Annotated in this window: 17 protein-coding genes; 8 read left to right on the forward strand and 9 right to left on the reverse strand. The window is 71.8% G+C overall.

Annotation, left to right across the window (positions count from 1 at the left end; all coding sequences use genetic code 11):
• Nucleotides 1-11: 11 nt before the first annotated feature.
• Both LRS74_RS26520 and LRS74_RS26525 read right to left on the reverse strand, forming a co-directional pair.
• Nucleotides 12-245, reverse strand: coding sequence for a hypothetical protein (locus LRS74_RS26520; protein WP_144384544.1), 234 nt, complete (start codon nucleotides 243-245; stop codon nucleotides 12-14).
• Between the two features lie 93 nt (nucleotides 246-338).
• Nucleotides 339-1,343 (reverse strand): DEDDh family exonuclease, encoded by a 1,005-nt coding sequence (locus tag LRS74_RS26525; protein WP_277743352.1) that lies wholly within the window; start codon nucleotides 1,341-1,343, stop codon nucleotides 339-341.
• 189 nt (nucleotides 1,344-1,532) lie between these two features.
• Here LRS74_RS26525 and LRS74_RS26530 point away from each other — a divergent pair, with 189 nt between their 5' ends.
• Genes LRS74_RS26530 through LRS74_RS26540 form a run of 3 tightly spaced genes read left to right on the forward strand, consistent with a single transcriptional unit; the run spans nucleotide 1,533 to nucleotide 4,263 of the window.
• Complete coding sequence (locus LRS74_RS26530; RefSeq protein ID WP_277743353.1) at nucleotides 1,533-2,486, forward strand: sterol desaturase family protein; 954 nt, start codon at nucleotides 1,533-1,535, stop codon at nucleotides 2,484-2,486.
• Complete coding sequence (locus tag LRS74_RS26535) at nucleotides 2,483-3,166, forward strand: lysoplasmalogenase (protein WP_277743354.1); 684 nt, start codon at nucleotides 2,483-2,485, stop codon at nucleotides 3,164-3,166. Before LRS74_RS26530 ends, LRS74_RS26535 begins: the two co-directional genes overlap by 4 nt.
• Nucleotides 3,167-3,219: 53 nt before the next feature.
• Nucleotides 3,220-4,263, forward strand: coding sequence for a zinc-dependent alcohol dehydrogenase family protein (locus LRS74_RS26540; RefSeq protein WP_277743355.1), 1,044 nt, complete (start codon nucleotides 3,220-3,222; stop codon nucleotides 4,261-4,263).
• On the opposite strand, the gene LRS74_RS26545 is transcribed toward LRS74_RS26540, so the two are convergent.
• The 3 genes from LRS74_RS26545 to LRS74_RS26555 form a co-directional block, all read right to left on the reverse strand.
• Nucleotides 4,253-7,282: an NACHT domain-containing protein gene (locus tag LRS74_RS26545; RefSeq protein ID WP_277743356.1), complete on the reverse strand. Its 3,030-nt coding sequence runs from the start codon at nucleotides 7,280-7,282 to the stop codon at nucleotides 4,253-4,255. The genes LRS74_RS26540 and LRS74_RS26545 overlap by 11 nt on opposite strands.
• A 66-nt stretch (nucleotides 7,283-7,348) precedes the next feature.
• Nucleotides 7,349-8,041 (reverse strand): hypothetical protein, encoded by a 693-nt coding sequence (locus LRS74_RS26550; RefSeq protein WP_277743357.1) that lies wholly within the window; start codon nucleotides 8,039-8,041, stop codon nucleotides 7,349-7,351.
• A 185-nt stretch (nucleotides 8,042-8,226) separates the two neighbouring features.
• Nucleotides 8,227-9,438, reverse strand: a complete 1,212-nt coding sequence (locus LRS74_RS26555) for a helix-turn-helix transcriptional regulator (protein ID WP_277743358.1) — start codon at nucleotides 9,436-9,438, stop codon at nucleotides 8,227-8,229.
• Nucleotides 9,439-9,554: 116 nt separating this feature from the next.
• Between LRS74_RS26555 and LRS74_RS26560 the strand changes: the two genes are divergently transcribed.
• Nucleotides 9,555-10,229, forward strand: coding sequence for an NUDIX domain-containing protein (locus LRS74_RS26560; RefSeq protein ID WP_277743359.1), 675 nt, complete (start codon nucleotides 9,555-9,557; stop codon nucleotides 10,227-10,229).
• Here LRS74_RS26560 and LRS74_RS26565 read toward each other — a convergent pair.
• Nucleotides 10,184-11,716 (reverse strand): S8 family serine peptidase, encoded by a 1,533-nt coding sequence (locus tag LRS74_RS26565; protein WP_277743360.1) that lies wholly within the window; start codon nucleotides 11,714-11,716, stop codon nucleotides 10,184-10,186. The genes LRS74_RS26560 and LRS74_RS26565 overlap by 46 nt on opposite strands.
• Nucleotides 11,717-12,042: 326 nt before the next feature.
• The gene (locus LRS74_RS26570) at nucleotides 12,043-13,584 is read right to left on the reverse strand and encodes a S8 family serine peptidase (RefSeq protein ID WP_277743361.1); all 1,542 of its coding nucleotides are present in this window, start codon (nucleotides 13,582-13,584) and stop codon (nucleotides 12,043-12,045) included.
• Between the two features lie 356 nt (nucleotides 13,585-13,940).
• On the opposite strand from LRS74_RS26570, the gene LRS74_RS26575 reads away from it, so the two are divergent.
• The 3 genes from LRS74_RS26575 to moaA all read left to right on the forward strand — a co-directional run bounded on the left by LRS74_RS26575 (nucleotide 13,941) and on the right by moaA (nucleotide 17,173).
• Nucleotides 13,941-14,285, forward strand: coding sequence for a DUF485 domain-containing protein (locus tag LRS74_RS26575; RefSeq protein WP_277743362.1), 345 nt, complete (start codon nucleotides 13,941-13,943; stop codon nucleotides 14,283-14,285).
• Entirely contained in the window at nucleotides 14,282-15,910 is a 1,629-nt protein-coding gene (locus LRS74_RS26580) for a cation acetate symporter (RefSeq protein WP_277743363.1), read from the forward strand. Before LRS74_RS26575 ends, LRS74_RS26580 begins: the two co-directional genes overlap by 4 nt.
• A gap of 273 nt (nucleotides 15,911-16,183) precedes the next feature.
• Nucleotides 16,184-17,173 carry a GTP 3',8-cyclase MoaA gene (gene moaA / locus LRS74_RS26585; RefSeq protein ID WP_277743364.1) on the forward strand — a complete coding sequence of 330 codons (990 nt, stop codon included), beginning with the start codon at nucleotides 16,184-16,186 and terminating at the stop codon, nucleotides 17,171-17,173.
• A gap of 146 nt (nucleotides 17,174-17,319) precedes the next feature.
• Here moaA and LRS74_RS26590 read toward each other — a convergent pair whose 3' ends face one another.
• Both LRS74_RS26590 and LRS74_RS26595 read right to left on the reverse strand, forming a co-directional pair.
• Nucleotides 17,320-17,550 (reverse strand): hypothetical protein, encoded by a 231-nt coding sequence (locus LRS74_RS26590; protein ID WP_277743365.1) that lies wholly within the window; start codon nucleotides 17,548-17,550, stop codon nucleotides 17,320-17,322.
• 184 nt (nucleotides 17,551-17,734) lie between these two features.
• Nucleotides 17,735-18,109 (reverse strand): DUF3099 domain-containing protein, encoded by a 375-nt coding sequence (locus LRS74_RS26595; protein WP_277743366.1) that lies wholly within the window; start codon nucleotides 18,107-18,109, stop codon nucleotides 17,735-17,737.
• A gap of 210 nt (nucleotides 18,110-18,319) precedes the next feature.
• On the opposite strand from LRS74_RS26595, the gene LRS74_RS26600 reads away from it, so the two are divergent.
• On the forward strand, nucleotides 18,320-18,595 hold the full coding sequence (locus LRS74_RS26600; protein WP_277743367.1) for a GlsB/YeaQ/YmgE family stress response membrane protein: 276 nt from the start codon (nucleotides 18,320-18,322) through the stop codon (nucleotides 18,593-18,595).
• Nucleotides 18,596-18,617: the final 22 nt, after the last annotated feature.

Consider the following 18,617-nt stretch of genomic DNA (forward strand, 5'->3'; position numbering starts at 1 on the left):
CGGGGCGGTGGCTAGACGTGATCGACGATGCCCACCTTCCCCTCCGCGCGGGCGCAGTGCGCCCCGCAGTAGAAGTGGCCGTCGGCCTCCACGCCCTGGCCGATGATCTGGCAGCGGCAGTGTTCGCAGATCGGCGCCATGCGGTGGATGGCGCAGGCGAAGCAGTCGAAGACGTGCACCGCGCCCGCGGCGCGCACCTCGAACGTCATCCGGTAGTCGTTTCCGCAGACCTCGCAACGTCCCATGCGCCACAGCATGCGGCTCCGCCCGGTGGTGGCCGACCGGCGGCCGGGCGCGTCGCGCCGACATTCACCTGATCGTCGTCTCGGCGCCGCGGGTCAGCCGGACGCCGACGGCTTCGCGGGCACCACGTGCTGGAGCAGCTGCATGAAGGCGGCCTCGTCGATCACCGGGGTGCCGTAGGCGCGGGCCTTGACGACCTTGCTGGTGGGGGAGCCGGGGTCGTTGGTGACCAGCACGCTGGTGAGCCGGGACACACTGGTCGCGACGTGCAGCCCGGCCGCGACGGCCCGGTCCTCCAGCAGCTCGCGGTCGACGGAGGTGTCTCCGGAGAAGGCCACCCGCATGCCCTGCATCAGCTGCTCGCCCGGCTCATAGCGCCCGGGGTTGGGGTAGGGGCAGGCGGGCCGCTTGCGGCTGGGGCGCCAGCTGCCCGAGGAGTACGAGCGCTGGCGGCCGATCCCGGCGTACGAGCCGCCGGTGGCGGCGGATCCCTCGGCCCACTCGGTGAGCGGCTGGCAGGCGAGGAGGGGGAGCCGCAGGCCGGTCGCGGCGGCGCTGCGCAGGCTGGGTCGGAAGGTCTCGGCGAGCACCCGCGCGTCGTCCAGCGCGTGGTGGGCGCGCTCCTGCGCCACGCCGTAGTGCGCGGCCAGCGACTCCAGCTTGTGGTTGGGGAGCGGCAGCCCGAGCTCCTTGGAGAGCACGATGGTGCAGAGCCGCTGCCGGACCGGTGGGGTGGCCCGGGCCCGGGCGTACTCCCGGGCGATCATCGACCAGTCGAAGACGGCGTTGTGGGCGACGAGCACCCGGTCGGCGAGGCGCGCGGACAGCTCGCCGACGATCTCCGGGAAGAGCGGGGCGTCGGCCAGCACCTCGCGGGTGAGCCCGTGGATCCACACGGGGCCGGGATCGCGCTGCGGATTGACCAGCGTGTACCAGTGGTCCTGGACCTCGCCGCGGGCGTCCAGCTGGTACACGGCAGCCGACACTATCCGGTCGTCCCGGCTGAGGCCGGTGGTCTCCACGTCGACGACCGCGTACCCCTCGGGGTACGCGGTCGGCCATGGACTCGGCGATGCGGCTGCCATGCGGTCTTCGAGCATGGTCCCTGAGGATACGGGCCGCCGCTGACAGTGACGGACGGCCACCTGTCGCCGCGTCACGGGGAGGGTGCGCGAGGGGAGGTGAGCGGGGTGACGAATATGGACAAAACGGTTGCTGACGCCTGGTCTCGCATACTTATCGGTAACTACCTCTAGTCGCGCCCGCCGAAGCCGCTCTATGTTGCCGACATGCCGCACCTGCCCGATGTCGTGCTGTGGTCCATTCCCGCCTTCGTCCTGCTGACCGCGGTGGAGGTGGTGAGCTACCGGCTGCGTCCCGACGAGGACGCGGCGGGCTACGAGACGAAGGACGCCGCGACGAGCGTCGCCATGGGCCTGGGGAGCGTCTTCTTCGACATCCTCTGGAAGATCCCGATCGTCGCGATCTACTCCGCCGTCTACGAGCTGACGCCCCTCCGCGTGCCCGTGCTGTGGTGGACGCTGCTGCTGATGCTGCTCGCCCAGGACTTCTTCTACTACTGGTCCCACCGGGGCCACCACGTCATCCGGGTGCTGTGGGCGTGCCACGTGGTCCACCACTCCAGCGAGAAGTTCAACTTCACCACCGCGCTGCGCCAGCCCTGGACGACCTGGACCGTCTGGCCGTTCTACGTGCCGCTGGTGGCGCTCGGCGTGCACCCGGCGGCGGTCGGCTTCTGCGCCTCGACCAACCTCGTCTACCAGTTCTGGGTGCACACCGAGCGGATCGGCAAGCTGCCCCGTCCGGTCGAGTACGTCTTCAACACCCCCTCACACCATCGGGTGCACCACGCCTCCCAAGGCGGCTATCTGGACCGCAACTTCGGCGGCATCCTCATCCTCTGGGACCGGCTCTTCCGCTCCTTCGTCCCCGAGACCGAGCGCCCCGTCTACGGCCTGACGAAGAACATCGCCACCTACAACCCCGTCCGCGTGGCCACCCACGAGTACGCCGCCATCGCCCGGGACGTCGCGGCGGCGGACAACTGGCGGGAGCGGCTGGGGAGGGTCTTCCGCGGCCCGGGGTGGCAGCCGCGCGGAGCGACCGCGGCCCCGGTGCCGGCCGCGACGGCTGAGGTGACGGCCACGGCGGCGCAGTCGTCCGAGGCCCCGTCGGCAGCCGACCCGCCCGTGGAGGCCCGGACCAGGGAACAAGTGGCGTGACGAGAGCGGTCCGTTCCCTGTGGGCGGCCTTCTGGCTGCTGACCGCCGCCCACCTGACCGCCCTGGTGGCGGGCGTGGAGGCGGCGGAGCGGCTCACCAAGCCGACCCTGATGCCGGTGCTCGCGGCGTACGTCCTGGCCCTCGGCGGCCCGCGCGTGCTGGCGGCGGCGCTGCTGTTCGGCTGCGGCGGCGACACCCTGCTCCAGATCGGCGGGGACGCGGCCTTCATGGCGGGCATGGCCTCGTTCGCCGCCGGCCACGTCTGCTACCTGGTGCTCTTCGTACGCGGCGGCGAGCGCCGGGTGGGACGTGCGGTGACCGCGGTCTACGGGGCTGCCTGGCTCGGCACGGTGGCCCTGCTGTGGCCCGACCTGCCGACGGAGCTCCGCGTTCCGGTCGCCGGCTACAGCCTCCTGCTCACCGGCATGGCCCTGGGCGGGCATCGGGCGGGCTGGTCGACGGCGGGCGGCGGCGCGCTGTTCCTGCTCTCCGACACGCTCATCGCGACGGGCATCGCGCAGTGGCCGCAGCCGCCCGTACCGCAGTTCTGGATCATGCTGACGTATGTGGCGGCTCAGTACGCCTTGGCGGTCGGCCTGTTGGGCCTGTCGGGGAAGAGCGAGCCGGGCGGCGTTGTTGAAGCCTCACAGCCGAACGGTGAGGTCCGTACGGTGGTCTGACCTCTCCCGGTCGCGTGGCCGGGAGCCTCTCCCCTCGCCCGACAAGGATGCTGATGCGCGCCACGACGTTCCATGCCCCGTTCGACATCCGTGTGGAGGAGGTTCCCGACGCCGCGGTCCGCGAGCCGGGCGACGCGGTCGTCCGCGTGCTGCGCGCCTGCGTCTGCGGCAGCGACCTGTGGGCCTACCGAGGCGATACCGCGCGCCAGCCGGGCCAGCGGATCGGCCACGAGTTCCTGGGCGTCATCGAGGAGACGGGCCCGGGCGTGACCGGCTTCTCCGTCGGCGACCTGGTCGTCGCCCCCTTCGTCTGGGCCGACGGCAGCTGTGACTACTGCGTCGAGGGCCTCCCCACCTCCTGTCCCCACGGCGGCTTCTGGGGCCAGGCCGGCTTCGACGGCGGCCAGGGCGAGGCCGTCCGCGTCCCGTTCGCCGACGCGACGTTGGTCAGGCTCCCCGCCGACGCCGCCTCCGACGACCGGCTGCTGGCCGCCCTGCTCTCCCTGTCCGACGTCATGGGCACGGGCCACCACGCCGCGGTCGGCGCCGGCGTACGCCCCGGCGTGACCGTCGCGGTCGTCGGCGACGGCGCCGTCGGCCTGTGCGGCGTGCTCGCCGCCAAGCGGCTGGGCGCCGATCGCATCATCGCCCTGGGCCGACACACGGTCCGTACGGACATCGCCCGCACCTTCGGCGCGACGGACGTCGTCGCGGAGCGCGGCGAGGCCGCGGTGGAGGCCGTACGCGAGCTGACCAAGGGTCAGGGCGCCCACGCGGTCATCGAGGCCGTCGGCACCGAGCAGTCCATGCGGACGGCGGTCGAGATCACCCGGGACGGCGGCGCCATCGGCTACGTCGGCGTCCCACACGGCAGCGGGACGGGCCTGGACCTGGGCGTCATGTTCGGCCGAAACATCACCCTCCGCGGCGGCGTCGCCCCCGTCCGCACCTACATCCCCGAGCTCCTCCCGGACATCCTCGACGGCACCATCGACCCGTCCCCGGTCTTCGACATGACCGTCGGCCTGGACGGCGTACCCGAGGGCTACAAGGCGATGGACGAGCGGACGGCGCTGAAGGTGCTCATCACCCCATGACGCCCATCCGGCGGGGCCGGGCGATCCTGTCGGGCGGGAAGAGGTGTTCGTTGCGGACCTGGCCGTCGTTGATCGTGATGACGACGTCGGGCAGGTCCAGCAGCGGTGCGAGGTCGACAGGATCGTCGTTCTGAGTGCAGCGCGAGAGGTCCAGGCCCCTGAGTAGCGGGAGATCGGTGAGCGGGGCAAGCCCGTGTGGGAGTTCGCACTCGAAGAGCGCCAGCCGCTCCAGCCGTCGGTTCGGAAGCAGCGCCTCGGTGTGGAGGTCGGCCTGCTGCGCGAGGTGCAGCCGCTGTAGCCGCGGCAGATCGCCGAGCAGGTGGAGTTGCCCCCCGTGCTGCGACGCCATGAGATCCAGCGCCGCCAGGTGCGGCCACCGACCGATGCCGTCGAGTCCGATGGTCTCCGCGGAGGAGGCGAGACTCAGATGGCTGAGCTCCGGTCCGAGGGGCAGGGACTCCAGGCTGGCGGTCGCGAGATCGAAGCCGAGGGCGAAGCTGGTGAGCGAGAGCTCACGCAGAGGTCCCATGTCCAGCGTCGGCTTGAGCCCGGCGCTCAGATTGAGGGTTCTGAGCGCTGGCAACTGCGCGAGGGGGGCCAGGCTGTCGAGCTCCGGGTTGGCTCTGATCTGGAGGCTCTCGACCTGCGGGCCGAGGTAGTCGAACAGGGGGAGTTCGCCGCTGACGGACACCCATGTGTATTGGGACAGGCGCGGCAGCAGCCGCAGCTGCTCCAGGTTGTTCACGGTGAGGTACACGCCCGCCCCGGCGTCCTTGAGGACCGCGTCGACGTACTCGGCCGCGTCGTACCGGTCCCAGGCCATGGCGACCTGCACCTGCACTTGACTGGCGCCGTGGTGGCGGAAGCGCGCCAGCAGTGACATCGCGGTGGGCCCGCCGACCAGCCGCAGCGTGCTGGTGACGAAGGCGGCCCCCCAGTCGTCCTCGATCTCGTGGGGACCCGGCAGCAGATCCAGCACCAGCTCCCCGGTCATCGCCAGCTCCTGCGCCTCCCAGAAGTCCTTCGGCGGGATGAGCTCGCGCACCCGCCCCTCGACCTCGCCCCGCACCGCCGGGTCGAGCTGCGGCGCCTGCTCCAAACAGGCCGCCGCCAGCAGGTTCAGCCGCTGCCGGTGCCGCTTCACCTTGTCGGCGCGGCGTAGGAGCCCGCGCAGCAGTCGGGCTCGTTCCTCGGGTCGGGCATGGCCGACGGCCATCCGTACGACATCGTCCCAACGGTCGTCGTGGGCCTTGCTGACCAGCAGGCCGAAGTCCCGAGCCTCCACTGCCGCCTTGGCCGCCAGGTAGTCCTGAAACGTACGGTGGACGAAGTTCACGGCGCCCGGGGCGGGCTCGCGCAGCAGTCCGCTGCGGATGAGCAGGTGCCGGAAGACCTGCTGCGCGTCGCCCTGCGCGCGCACCTGGGGCATGGCGGCGAGGGCGGTGTCGATCATGTCCACGGCCTCGTCGCGGGCCGCCTCGACCTGGCCGTTGCGGATCAGCCAGTAGGCCAGCTCCTGCAACAGCAGGGTCTGCTCGTCCCGCGTGAGCTCGACGCCCTCGACCGCGCAGATGTCCCGCTCCGTGTCACGCCGCACGAGCAGCATCTCCAGGGCGGCGTCGTACAGCTCCTTGCGGGCGCGGGGGAGGTGCGTGCGGCGGTCGCGGTTGAGGGCGCAGAGAAGGGCGCACATCAGCGGGTTGGTGGAGAGGTGGGCCAGCTCGCGGCGGGAGGCGACGGCCTGGAGCAGGGACTCCTCGTACGCGTCCAGGTCCGCCGGCGCCGAGGGCTCCCGGCGGGCCGCGTCGTGCCAGTGGGTGATGAAGCTCCGCACGTCCTCGCGGGACATGGGGAGCAGGGAATGAGCGCGGAAGGAGTTCCCGGCGAGCCAGTAGTCCGGGACCGCGGAGGGACGGGTGGTGACGACGTATCGCGCGTCGGGGAAGGCGGCGACCAGACTGCGCAGCCACTCCTCGGTGCGCTTGCGCAGCCTCTGCGGGACCTCGTCGACGCCGTCGACCAGGACCAGCGCACGGCCGGAGGCCAGCAGCCCCTCCACCCAGCCCTGCGGGGCGGCGCCCGCCAGCGGGTTGCCCATGCTGCTCAGGAAGTCCCGGGGGAGGGGCGGCGAGTCCTGCTCGGTGAGGGCGCGCAGACGCAGTACGAATGGCACGCACGTGTTCCAGGTGGCGAGCTCCGGCCCGAAGCTGCGGCGCGCGGCGTTGGTGGCGAGCCACTGCACGAGGGTGCTCTTGCCCGAGCCTGCTGGACCACGCAGGAGGAGGCGGGACCGGTCCGCCAGCGCGTGCTCGATCCGCAGAGTGGTGGGGGCGAGGTCGTGGAGGTCGGCGTGGGCGTCGGGGGGCTCGCCGCTGACACTCAGGCTGATGTACGCGGTGTCGAGGGCCCATTCCTGGCCGGCGGCGCTGAGGGTGACGCCGAAGAGCTGGAGCCTGCTGTGGGTGGTGGCAACGTAGTCCGCGTAGCGGGTCTCGAACTCGGCGGCCGTGCGCTCCGGGCCGGGGCCGAGACGCCGCCGCACGTCCTCCAGGGCCGCCTCGGTGCGTCCCGCGCGGCGTATCAGTTCCGCCTGCGAGCGGGCCGCGAACTCCGGGAGCGTCGTCACGTACTCGATGATGTGGGCGCAACACACGTCCAGAACACGGTCGAAGAGCGCCGCCGCGGCCTCGTCGAGGGCGGCGCGCCGCCGCACGCCGCGCGCCTCTTCCAGCACATGGCGGCGCAGCGCCTCCGGCTCCAAATCCAGGGAGAGCAGCAGCTTCAGGTCAGGCGCACCCGCAGCGGTGAAGCAGTCGGACACCGTGGCCAGGGCGGCGATCCGCTCGTGTTCGGGAGCTGCGGTCCCGCACGCCTCCCGCACCCGCCCCGCCAGCTTGTCGACAAGTCGGCTGGTCTCCTTGGCGGTCAGCTCCCTACGACGCTTCTCCCAGAGCGACTTGGCGACGGTCGTGACGACCGTCCCCGCCAGCTTTAAGACGACGCTCTCGACTCCCTGCACCCGGCAACTCCCCCTCGAAACGATGTCGGGCGGCCCCTCGATCGCAGGGTACCGCCCGGCCCCGTCTCACCGAGGTGGGTAGGCCGCCCTCCGGCACTCCCGGTGTGCCCGCAGCAGCCGCCGGCCGGTCTCGCACCCGCGCTCGGTCGCGTGGCACGCCGCGCAGTCGGTGAGGTGGACGATCGCCTTGCGCCAGCTCCGTTCGACCGCGCCCCGCCGCGCCTCCGCCTCGGGGTCCGCCGCCGCGCGCGGGGCACACCCCTCGTGCGCGTACCGCGCCGACCCCGGGCCCGAGGCGGCGTCCTGGTAGATCAACACGGCCTCGTCCACCGGTCGCGCGCACACGCAGCAGTAGCGTGGCAGGCTCCTCGGCCCCAACTCGGCGTAGCGCGCGGCGCGCAGCGCGACGGTGAGCAGTTCGGCGTCGGTGAGATACCGCGTGGAGGAGAGCGGCACCCGCCAGTACGGTCCGGGCCCCTCCACCCGGTGCTGCGGCGGCACGGCGACGTAGTGGCCGGTGCCGAGCCCCGCGGTCTGCGGGACCGCCCAGCTCCCGGCGGTACCGGGCCGCACGAGCCAGTAGAGGACCGCGCCGCGCCGGTCCTCGATGACCGCCCCGCTCTCCTCCCCGAGCCACGCCAACGCGCGGGCGCCGAGCGCGGCGTCGACCCGCACGGCATCCCACCAGCGGCCCGCCGGGAGGGGCTGGGCAAGCGGGTCGGCCGGCGGCGACCAGGGTTCGGGGTGGTGGATGGGCACGGGCGGTCACGCTCCTCACGGGGAAGCGGCGTCGGCCGGGAGCCCTGGCGGGGGTGCGGCCGACGCCCTTTCGGTGCCCGCACGGTATGGCCGCTCGTGGTCCCACCCCAGGGACCGTGCGCACCACTTCGGCCCGAGGGTGGGACGGGACGTCCGACCTCCGGGCGCGGCTAGGACGCGTCGTCCTACTCGTGGAGACCGAGTCGCCCCGCCAACTCCCCTACCGGCGAGTTCCGTCGGCGCTCGCGGTCGCGGAGTTCGGTGACGATCCGGCGGGCCGTGCCGTGGTAGCGCATCCACTCGGGGGCGGTGGCCTCCGCGGTCAGGAGGGCCCGGGTGGCGTGGTCTTCCTTGCCGAGGTCGGCGTAGGCGAGGGCGCGGTCGACGTGGAAGCGGGCGCGCCAGGTGGGGGGGAGTCGGTGGAGTTCGGGGACGGTCCGGGCGGTGCGCAGGGCCTGGGCGCACTGGCCCAGCTCCACCAGGAAGTTGACCTTGGCGACGCCGGTGTTGGTCGGCCCGAAGGGGGTCGCGTAGTCGAGGCGGTCCCGGCCGATGCGGGCCGCGGCGGCCGACGCCTGGTTCAGCAGGTCCTCGACGGTGTCGGACTTGCCCCGTCGGACCAGGGCGGTCGCCGCGCGGAGGAGCAGGATCCCCCAGAGCGACAGCTCGACGGGCTGGGAGCGGAAGCCCGGTTCGATCCGCTCGGCCGTGGTGAGGGCGACGCGCTCGGCGTCTTCGAGGCGGCCCTGCTTGGTGAAGATCCACGCCAGGGTGGAGACGCCGACGGTCTCCAGGTTCGGGTCGTCCGAGCGGCGTGCGGCCTCCAGCGAGCGTTCCCACGCGGTGAAGCCGGCGTCCTCCCTGCCCAGGGCCGTGAGCGTGGTGGCCGCCACCTGGTACGCCTCGGCGAGGACCGCGTACGCCGCCGCCCTGTCGGCGTCCGTGCAGGCGCGGGTCGCAGCCCGCGCGTCGGCGATGAGCTGGGGCAGCAGGGCGCCGATCTCGCCCATGCGCCCCTCGCGCCGGATGTGCTCGGTGGACCGCAGCGAGGCGCGCAGCGCGCCGATGGTCGGCGCCTCCTCGGGATCGGGTTCCTCGCCCAGCAACTCGGCCACGGGGGACACCGCCTGGCGGAGCGCCAGCACCGACGGCGCGTCGCCGTCCTCCCTCGCCTCGAAGGTGGTCGGCTGGCCCACCAGCACCGAGGTCTCGACGTCCAGCACTCGGGCGAGCGCGTTCAACGTGGACAGCCGCGCCGCGTGGCGCCGGTTCTGCTCCAGCTTCCGGACGACGTCGACGCAGACGTGCGCCCGCTCGGCGAGCTGCTCCTGCGTGAGCCTGCGCCGGAGGCGTAACCGGGCGACGCGGTCGCCGATCGACTCTTCAGGGAACTGCATGGTCACCCCCGCCAGGTAGGTACTCCCACGCTACGCCGCCCGGGGCACGGGCACATCGGGAGCCGGACAGGTGGTTGGACTAGAGTGCCCAGTCCGTCGTCTCGTCAGGGGGATCATTGGACCGTCAGACGCGCTTACGGATCTCGGCGTACGCCATCGCCACCGCCGAGGACCGGCTGTTGCTGACCCGGCTGACGGACGCCTCGCCGGTCTTCGCGCCCGGGGCGTGGCACCTGCCCGGCGGGGGCGTCGACCCCGGGGAGCAGCCGGTGGAGGCGCTGGCGCGGGAGTTGCGGGAGGAGACCGGGCTCTATCTGGTGGAAGCCCGGCTGGTGGACGCGCGGACGTACGTGGCGCGGCGGCTCGGGGTGAGCTGGCATCTGACGGCGCTGTTCTACCTGGTCGACCTGAAGAGCGGCCCACCGGCGGTGGTGGAGCCCGACGAGGCCACGGGTGAGGTGGCGTGGCTGCCGCTGGCCGGGCTGCGGGAGTCCGCGCTGTCGCCGCCGGCCCTCGACGCCCTGCGGATGGTGCAGGGGCCCCGGCCGTGGCCCCCGGCTGTGCCTGCCGTGCCTGCCGTGCCTGCCGTGCCTGGTGTCTCCGCGGCGTCCGCCGTGCCCGGTGCCGCCGCCGTGCCTGGCGCGTGCGCTGCGGTCGGCACGGGCGGCACCCCGGATCGCGTACCGGGGTGCCGCCCGCCCGCCAGTGGCGAAGGCGGGTGCCTGCCGCCGTCAGGCGCTGGAGGTCACTTCGTCACGGCGTCCAGGGCGTCCGTGAGACCCGCCCCGTAGAAGCCGTTGAACTTCGCGTCGCCCTCGCAGACCGCGTCCGGCTTGCCGTCGCCGTTGATGTCGTACGGCTCCGGGCAGGCGAGGTCGTCGGCCTGCTTCGCGAGCAGGCGCTTGACCTGGGCGGCCGTGGCCTGGGGGTGGGTGCTCTTGATGAGCGCCGCGACCCCGGCGACGTGCGGGGAGGCCATGGAGGTGCCGGCCATGTAGCCGTACTTGCCGCCGGGCAGGGTGTTGTAGATCTGGCCGCTGGTGGCCGGGGGCTGAGGCTTCTGGTAGGCGGTGCTGTCGCCGCCGGGAGCCGCGATGTCGATCTCGCCGAGGCCGTAGTTGGAGAAGGACGACTTGAGGGTCTTGGCCCCGGTGGAGGAGACGGTGACGACGCCGGGGAGCTGGGCCGGGATGTCCGGGCAGACGGACGGGTCGACGGTCCGGTCACCGGGGGTGGTGTCGTTGGGGCTGCTCGGGTCGGTGAGCGAGTCCGCCGCCAGGTCGTAGTTCTCGTTGCCGGCCGCGGCGACGTTGACCACGCCGCGTCGCTCCGCGTACTTCGTCGCCCGGGTGAGCGCGTCGACCAGGGCCCGCTGGTCCGGGTCCGTGGTGCAGTTGAACATCCACGGGTCGGTGTAATAGCTGTTGTTGGTGACGTCCACGCCGTGCTCGGCGGCCCAGACGAAGCCGCAGACGACGGCCTCGGTGTAGAAGAAGCCCTGGGTGGTGGACACCTTGATGCCGGAGACCTTGACCCCGGGCGCGACGCCGGTGACGCCGACGCCGTTCTTCGCGGCGGCGATCTCGCCGGCCACGTGGGTGCCGTGCGGGCTCTCGTGCTCACCGGGGCGCCAGGCGCCGTCGGCGGTGTTCGGCGCGCCGGAGACGCAGTTGACGGAGGCCGCGCGGTCGAAGTTGGGGGCCAGGTCCGGGTGGGTGTCGTCCACGCCGGTGTCGATGACCGCGACGGTGACATCGCGGCTGCCCAGCGACTTCTCGTGCGCCTTGTCCGCCTTGATGGCGGGCAGGTCCCACTGCAGGGGCTCCAGCGGGTCCTGGCCCGCCCCGGCCCGGGCCGCGACCGCCCGCTGCTCCTTCTCCGACAGCAGCTTCGGCGTGCCGATGTCGGTGGTGGACTGGGCGGACAGCGGGGCGGTGCGGGTGGCGCCGGCCGACAGGACGCCGCGTACCTCGCGCAGCACCTTGGCGAAGTCGGGGTTGGCGGAGTGGACGACGATCACGCCGATCTTGTCGTACGCGATGACGACCTTGCCCGCCGCGTCGGCTATGGCCTTCTGGACCACCCGTGAATCGGTGCGTCCGGGACGGACGTTGACCACATAGCTGAGCGAGGTGCCGTCGGCGACGGTCGTGGAGCCGGCGGGGGTGCCGGCGTCGGCGGCGGTGGCGCCGGTGGGCAGCACGGCGAGCGTCGCGGTGAGGGCGACGGCCGCGGGTAGGGCCGCGGTGCGCAGGAGTCGTGCGGGGCGCGAAGCCATGGGAACTCCAGTTCGTCGGGTGTGTGGTGCCTTTCCGTGGTGCCTGGTGCCTGGTGCCTGGTGCCTGGTGTCTCGTGTTCTCGTGCCTGGTGCGGCGCCTCGCCTGGCGCTCGCCCGGCGACGCTCCGCGGGCGGTTGTCCGACAGCGCCTGCCGGGCGGTTGTCCGGCACCGTGTCGCGGCGTCCTGTCCGGTGCCGGGGGTGCGACGGAAGACGGCGCGGGGGGCGGGGCGGCCGCGTGGGCGACCGCGTACCCGGGTGGGCGCGGCCACCGACACCACCGTGCGGTGCCGGGCCGGCCGCCCCGCCCCCGAGGGCTCAGCGCGTCACTTGGTGACCGCGTCCAGCGCGTCGACGATGCCGTAGCCGTAGAAGTTGTTCACGTGCTTGGTGCCGGTGCAGGTGCCGTCCAGGTCACCGTCGCCGTCCGGGTCGTACGGCGCGGTCGGGCAGCCCGGGTTGTCCGCGTTGGCCTTCAGCAGCCACTGGATCTCCTGCGGGCTGGACTTGGGGTGCGCGCTCTTGACCAGCGCGGCGACACCGGCGACGTGCGGGCCGGCCATCGAGGTGCCCTGGAGGTAGGCGTAGTCGCCCTCGGGCATGGTGGACAGGATGCGGCCGTCCTTGGCGGGCAGCTCGGGCACCTGGTACTTGTCGCCACCGGGGCCGGCCACGTCGACCTGACCCAGGCCGTAGTTGGAGTAGTACGACTTCAGGTTCTGCACACCGGTCGCGGAGACGGTGACCACGCCGGGCAGCTGGGTCGGCACGTCCAGGCACTTCGACGGGTCGATGGTGCGGTCCGTCGGCTTGGTGTCGTTCGGGCTCGACTTGTCGTCGATCGACTTGGCGGCCAGGTCGAAGTTGGAGTTGCCGGCCGAGGCGACGTTGATCGCGCCCTTGCTCTGGGCGTACTTCGCGGCCCGACCCACGGCGTCAACGATGGCGCCCTGGTCGAGGTCATCCTTGCAGTTGAACATCCACGGGTCTACGTAGTAGCTGTTGTTCGTCACCTCGACGCCGTGGTCGGCGGCGAAGACGAACGCGCAGACGACGGACTCCGCGTAGAAGAGGCTCGTGGTCGGGTCGCTCACCTTGATGGCGGAGATCTTCGCACCCGGGGCGACACCGGTGACGCCGACGCCGTTGCGCGCCGCGGCGATCGAGCCGGCGACGTGCGTGCCGTGGTAGTCCTCGGCCGGGTCGTACGGGCGCCAGGCGCCGGGACGGGTGTCCGGCACGCCGCCCACACAGTTGGCGGACTGCTTGGCGGAGAAGTTCGGGGCCAGATCGGGGTGGGTGTCGTCCACGCCGGTGTCGATGACCGCGACGGTGACGTTCTTGCTGCCCGGGTTGATCTTGGCGGCCTTGTCGGCCTTGATCGCCGGGATGTCCCACTGGAGCGGCTCCAGCGGCTCCTTGCCCGACTTCAGGGCCTTCGCCTTGCCGGCGACGGTGGTGCGCGGCGCCTTCACCTTGTCCGGCTTGCCGACGTCCGTGGTGGCCACGGGGGTGAGCGGCGCGGTGCGGGTGGCGCCCGCGGACTGCACGCCCTTGACGGTGCGGATGGTCTTCGCGAACTCCGGGTTGGCGGAGTGGACGACGATCACGCCTATCTTCTGATGCGCCGTCACCACCTTGCCGCCGGCGGCCTTGACGGCCTTGCTGACCCGCTCCACGGTCGCCTTGTCGGCGGTGGTGTTCACCACGTACGACAGCAGCGGGCCGTCGGTGGCCACCGAGGCGGTGGGCGCGGCCTGCGGGGCGGCCGCGGCGCCGCTCGGCAGGAACCCGAGGGACGCGGTGAGCGCCAGTCCGGCCGGCAGCGCCAACAGCGCGCGCCGACGTCTGGATCGCAGATGAACCATGGGATCTCCACATCATCCATAAGCCGCCCGCACGCGCGACTCGCGTACGGACGGGTACATGACGAGTGAAGCTAGCGCCGATCATGGTCGGCAATCAATGGATTGCGGAAGAAAACCCGCCACAACTCGCGGATAGGGCGACAAAGAGGGTGGCGTTCGGGCGCAGTTCGTCGCGAGAAGGCGCCAATCGGGAGCGCTTTGGGGTAGTGAGGACGGCTGGATGATCACAACGACGGTCGGCTGAAGCGGAGTTGTGATCACTTTTCATCATCAAGCTCTGTTGAAGACCACTGCCCCCGCCCTACGATGCGTGATCCGTATCACTCTCGTCCCCCCGTATGTCACCAGGAGAGACAGTGGACACCGCACCCGTCGATGAGCAGGGGAAACGGCACCATCCACACTATGTCGAAGTGCAGGGGAGCCCGGAGTTCGGCGAACTGCGCCGAGCGCACCGGTCGTTCGCCTTCCCGCTCACCGTCGCCTTCGTCAGCTGGTACCTGCTCTACGTCCTGCTGTCCAACTACGCGGGCGACTTCATGGGCAGCAAGGTCGTCGGCAACATCAACATCGCGCTGGTCTTCGGCCTCGCCCAGTTCGTCACCACGTTCCTCATCGCGTGGTGGTACGCGCGGCACGCCGCCGAGAAGCTCGACCCGCGCGCGCTGGCGATCAAGTCCCGTCTGGAGGAGGGCGAATGAGCGACACCTCCCACTCCCTCCTCGCCGTCGACGGGATCGGCCTCGCCGCCGACAACGCCAGCGAGCACCGGCCGCTGATCATCTCGCTCTTCGCGGTCTTCGTCGTCGCCACCCTCGTCATCACGGTCTGGGCGGGACGGCAGACCAAGGACGCCAACGACTTCTACGCCGGCGGACGCTCGTTCTCCGGATTCCAGAACGGGCTGGCGATCTCCGGTGACTACATGTCGGCCGCGTCCTTCCTCGGCATCGCGGGCGCCATCGCCCTCGCCGGCTACGACGGCTTCCTGTACTCCATCGGCTTCCTCGTCGCCTGGCTGGTGGCGCTGTTGTTGGTGGCCGAACCGCTGCGCAACTCCGGCCGCTACACCATGGGCGACGTGCTCGCCTACCGCATGCGACAGCGGCCGGTCCGCACCGCGGCGGGCGTCTCGACCATCGTCGTGTCGATCTTCTACCTGCTGGCCCAGATGGCGGGCGCCGGCGTGCTGGTCTCGCTGCTGCTCGGCATCACCAGCGAGGCCGGCAAGATCCTGATCGTCGTCCTGGTCGGCGTGGTGATGATCCTCTACGTCTCCATCGGCGGCATGAAGGGCACCACCTGGGTGCAGATGGTCAAGGCGGTGCTGCTCATCGTGGGCACGCTCCTGATCACCTTCCTGGTGCTGCTCAAGTTCGACTTCAACGTCTCCAAGCTGCTCGGCGAGGCCGCCCGGAACAGCGGTGTGGGCGCGTCGTTCCTGGAGCCGGGGCTGAAGTACGGGGCCACCGCCACCACCAAGCTCGACTTCATCTCGCTCGGCATCGCCCTGGTGCTCGGCACCGCCGGCCTGCCGCACATCCTCATCCGCTTCTACACCGTGCCCACCGCCCAGGCCGCCCGTAAGTCGGTGAACTGGGCCATCGGCATCATCGGCGCCTTCTACCTGATGACCATCGCGCTGGGCTTCGGCGCCGCCGCGCTGCTCAAGCGCGAGGACATCATCGCCTCGAACAAGTCGGGCAACACGGCGGCTCCGCTGCTCGCCGAGGAGCTCGGCGGCCCGGTGCTGCTCGCGATCATCTCGGCGGTGGCCTTCGCCACCATCCTCGCGGTGGTCGCCGGGCTCACCCTCGCCTCCTCCTCGTCCTTCGCGCACGACCTGTACGCCAACGTCATCCGCAAGGGGGAGGCGACGCAAGCGGAGGAGGTCGCGGCCGCGCGGTGGGCGACCGTCGGCATCGGCACCGTCGCCGTCGTGCTCGGTGTCTTCGCCCGCGATCTGAACGTCGCCGGCCTGGTGGCGCTGGCCTTCGCGGTGGCGGCCTCCGCCAACCTCCCCACGATCCTCTACAGCCTCTTCTGGAAGCGCTTCACCACCCAGGGGGCGCTGTGGTCCATCTACGGCGGGCTGTTCGCCTCCGTCTTCCTGGTGCTCTTCTCGCCGGTGGTCTCCGGCAAGGAGACCTCGATGTTCCCGGACGTGGACTTCCACTGGTTCCCGCTGGAGAACCCCGGCCTGATCTCCATCCCGCTGGGCTTCCTGCTCGGCTGGCTCGGCTCGCTGCTCTCCAAGGAGGAGCCGGACCAGAAGAAGTACGCGGAGCTGGAGGTCCGCTCCCTCACCGGCTACGGGGCGCACTGAGCACCCGCCCGGCGCGTACGCCGGGCGCGCGGGCCGAGACGGCCGCGCCCGGCCCCAGGGCCCCGCGCGGGAGACCGCGCGGGGCCCTGCCCGTGCCGCCGGGGCCCCTCGCGCCCCCTGCGCCGCCGAGGGCCCGCGCTCGCGACGGCCACCGCGCGGGGCCGAGCGAAGGGGTCGTTCGCTCAACGAACTGTTGAAGATCGCGCCTGTCGCGTACGCTGCGGGACAATTGAGCGAAGCGCATGTATCCGAGTCCGTGGAGGGGTCGCCGCCGTGCTGATCGACACCTATGGCCGCGTCGCCACCGATCTACGGGTGTCGCTGACCGACCGCTGCAACCTGCGCTGCACCTACTGCATGCCGGAAGAGGGCCTCCAGTGGCTGGCCAAGCCCGAGCTGCTCACCGATGACGAGATCGTCCGACTCGTCCGTATCGCGGTCACCGACCTCGGTGTCACCGAGGTCCGCTTCACCGGCGGCGAGCCGCTGCTCCGGCCCGGTCTGGTCTCCATCGTCGAGCGCTGCGCCGCTCTCGCGCCCCGCCCCAAGCTCTCCCTGACCACCAACGGCATCGGCCTGGCGCGCACCGCCGAGGCGCTGCGCGGCGCCGGTCTGGACCGGGTCAACGTCTCGCTCGACACCCTGCGCCCCGAGGTCTTCCAGGCGCTGACCCGGCGCAAGCGCCACCACGACGTGATCGCGGGACTTGCGGCCGCCCGCGCCGCCGGGCTCACCCCGGTCAAGATCAACACCGTGCTGATGTCCGGCCTCAACGACGACGAGGCACCCGATCTCCTCGCCTGGGCCCTGGAACAGGGCTACGAACTGCGCTTCATCGAGCAGATGCCGCTGGACCCGCAGCACGGCTGGCAGCGGGACAACATGATCACCGCGGGTGACATCCTGGCCAGTCTGCGGACCCGCTTCTCGCTCACCCCGGAGGCCGAGGGGGAGCGCGGCTCGGCGCCCGCCGAGCGCTGGCTGGTCGACGGCGGCCCCGCCCGGGTCGGCGTCATCGCCTCGGTCACCCGCCCCTTCTGCCGGGCCTGCGACCGCACCCGGCTCACCGCCGACGGCCAGGTGCGCACCTGCCTGTTCGCCCGCGAGGAGTCCGACCTGCGCGGGGCGCTGCGCTCGGGCGCGCCGGACGAGGAGATCGCCCGGCTGTGGCGGGTGGCGATGTGGGGGAAGAAGGCCGGCTCGGGCCTGGACGACCCCGGCTTCCTCCAGCCGGACCGGCCCATGTCGGCGATCGGCGGCTGAGTCGGAGGCGGGCGGGCGTCACGCGCCCGCCGCGCCACGCCCTGGGCGCCACGCGCCCGCCGCCTGGTGCCCCGGGCCCACGCCCGCCGCGCCATGCTCCAAGCGTCACACGCCCGCCGCCCCCTGCCCCGGGCGTCCGTGCGGGCTCAGCGCTCGGCGTCCGACCACTCTTCCAGTGCCACGACGTCCTTCAGGAACCCGCGCACGCCCAGGAACTTCGACAGGTGCTCGCGGTGCTCCTCGCACGCCAGCCAGGTCTTGCGCCGCTCCGGCGTATGGATCTTCGGGTTGTTCCACGCCAGCACCCAGACGGCGGGCGCCCGGCAGCCCTTGGCAGAGCAGATCACGGAATCCGGGGAGGTGTCGGGGGAGTTCACACCGCCGACCCTAACCCGGACATGGCGACGCCGGGCAGCCACGGGGGGAGCCGCCCGGCGTCGGTCCGTCGCTCCGACGGGGGATGCGGAGCGCGTACGCAGTATGTCATGCGGCATGGGGCGCGGTGCACCGGAACCACATGATTGATCTGAGGTTTTCTTGAGGCTGCGACGGCGCGGCAGGTCAGCCGCGTGCGTCCGATGAGTCCCCGGAAAGGTGAGCGGAGGGTTCCGGGTCGGATTCCGCCCGGGGCTCCTCGGCGCCGGCGGTCAGCATCGGTCGGACGGTCGTCGGAACGAACGTCGAAGGCAGCGACGGCACGTTCTCCCGGCCGGCGTTGGCGATCACGACGGCGATATAGGGGAGGAGCATGCCCGCGACCAGCGCCACGGCGGCCACGTGCCGTTCCACGTTCCACAGCACGGCGGCCAGCACGACCGCCAGGGTGCGGATGCTCATCGAGATGATGTAGCGGCGCTGCCTGCCGCGGACGTCCTCGGCCAGGCTCTGCCTGGCTCCGGTGATCCGGAAGACCTGGGTACCGCTTCGCTTCCGCATCACGTTCCACCGCCTGACGACACACCGGCTCACCCCGGTACCGGACACGCATAACGTTACGCCCCGGCTCGGTCGCGTTCGAGACCGGGGCGGCCCCTGCGGCACTTATCCGGCTACGCCATACGACGTACAGGGCCATCCGGCGTGCGCCGTACGGGTGCCGGTCGGAGACTGGGGAGGAATGCGCACACCGCAGTGCCGGGAGGCGACATGAACTGGTTGTGGGCGATCATCGTCGGCTTGGTGCTGGGTCTGCTGGCCAAGCTCATCCTGCCGGGCAAGCAGGACATCCCCCTGTGGTTGACGGCCCTCTTCGGACTCCTCGGCAGCATTCTGGGCAATGCCCTCGCCGGCTGGCTCGGGGTCCGGGAGACCGCGGGCATCGACTGGTGGCGGCACCTGTTCCAGCTCGGCGGTGCGGTGCTCATCGTGGCGGTCGGCACCCCGCTGTGGGCCTCGATCCGCGGCAGCCGAAGGCGGGCCTGAGCCGGCGGGCCGCGAACCCGGC

Origin of the sequence: Streptomyces sp. LX-29 (assembly GCF_029541745.1) — a bacterium.
Lineage (GTDB): Bacteria > Actinomycetota > Actinomycetes > Streptomycetales > Streptomycetaceae > Streptomyces.

Excerpts from the sequence above, each read along its gene's own strand:
- LRS74_RS26520 (WP_144384544.1), bottom strand. The coding sequence starts at position 245 with ATGGGACGTTGCGAGGTCTGCGGAAACGACTACCGGATGACGTTCGAG.
- LRS74_RS26525 (WP_277743352.1), bottom strand. The coding sequence starts at position 1,343 with ATGCTCGAAGACCGCATGGCAGCCGCATCGCCGAGTCCATGGCCGACC.
- LRS74_RS26530 (WP_277743353.1), top strand. The coding sequence starts at position 1,533 with ATGCCGCACCTGCCCGATGTCGTGCTGTGGTCCATTCCCGCCTTCGTC.
- LRS74_RS26540 (WP_277743355.1), top strand. The coding sequence starts at position 3,220 with ATGCGCGCCACGACGTTCCATGCCCCGTTCGACATCCGTGTGGAGGAG.
- LRS74_RS26555 (WP_277743358.1), bottom strand. The coding sequence starts at position 9,438 with ATGCAGTTCCCTGAAGAGTCGATCGGCGACCGCGTCGCCCGGTTACGC.
- LRS74_RS26565 (WP_277743360.1), bottom strand. The coding sequence starts at position 11,716 with ATGGCTTCGCGCCCCGCACGACTCCTGCGCACCGCGGCCCTACCCGCG.
- LRS74_RS26570 (WP_277743361.1), bottom strand. The coding sequence starts at position 13,584 with ATGGTTCATCTGCGATCCAGACGTCGGCGCGCGCTGTTGGCGCTGCCG.
- LRS74_RS26580 (WP_277743363.1), top strand. The coding sequence starts at position 14,282 with ATGAGCGACACCTCCCACTCCCTCCTCGCCGTCGACGGGATCGGCCTC.
- LRS74_RS26595 (WP_277743366.1), bottom strand. The coding sequence starts at position 18,109 with ATGCGGAAGCGAAGCGGTACCCAGGTCTTCCGGATCACCGGAGCCAGG.
- LRS74_RS26600 (WP_277743367.1), top strand. The coding sequence starts at position 18,320 with ATGAACTGGTTGTGGGCGATCATCGTCGGCTTGGTGCTGGGTCTGCTG.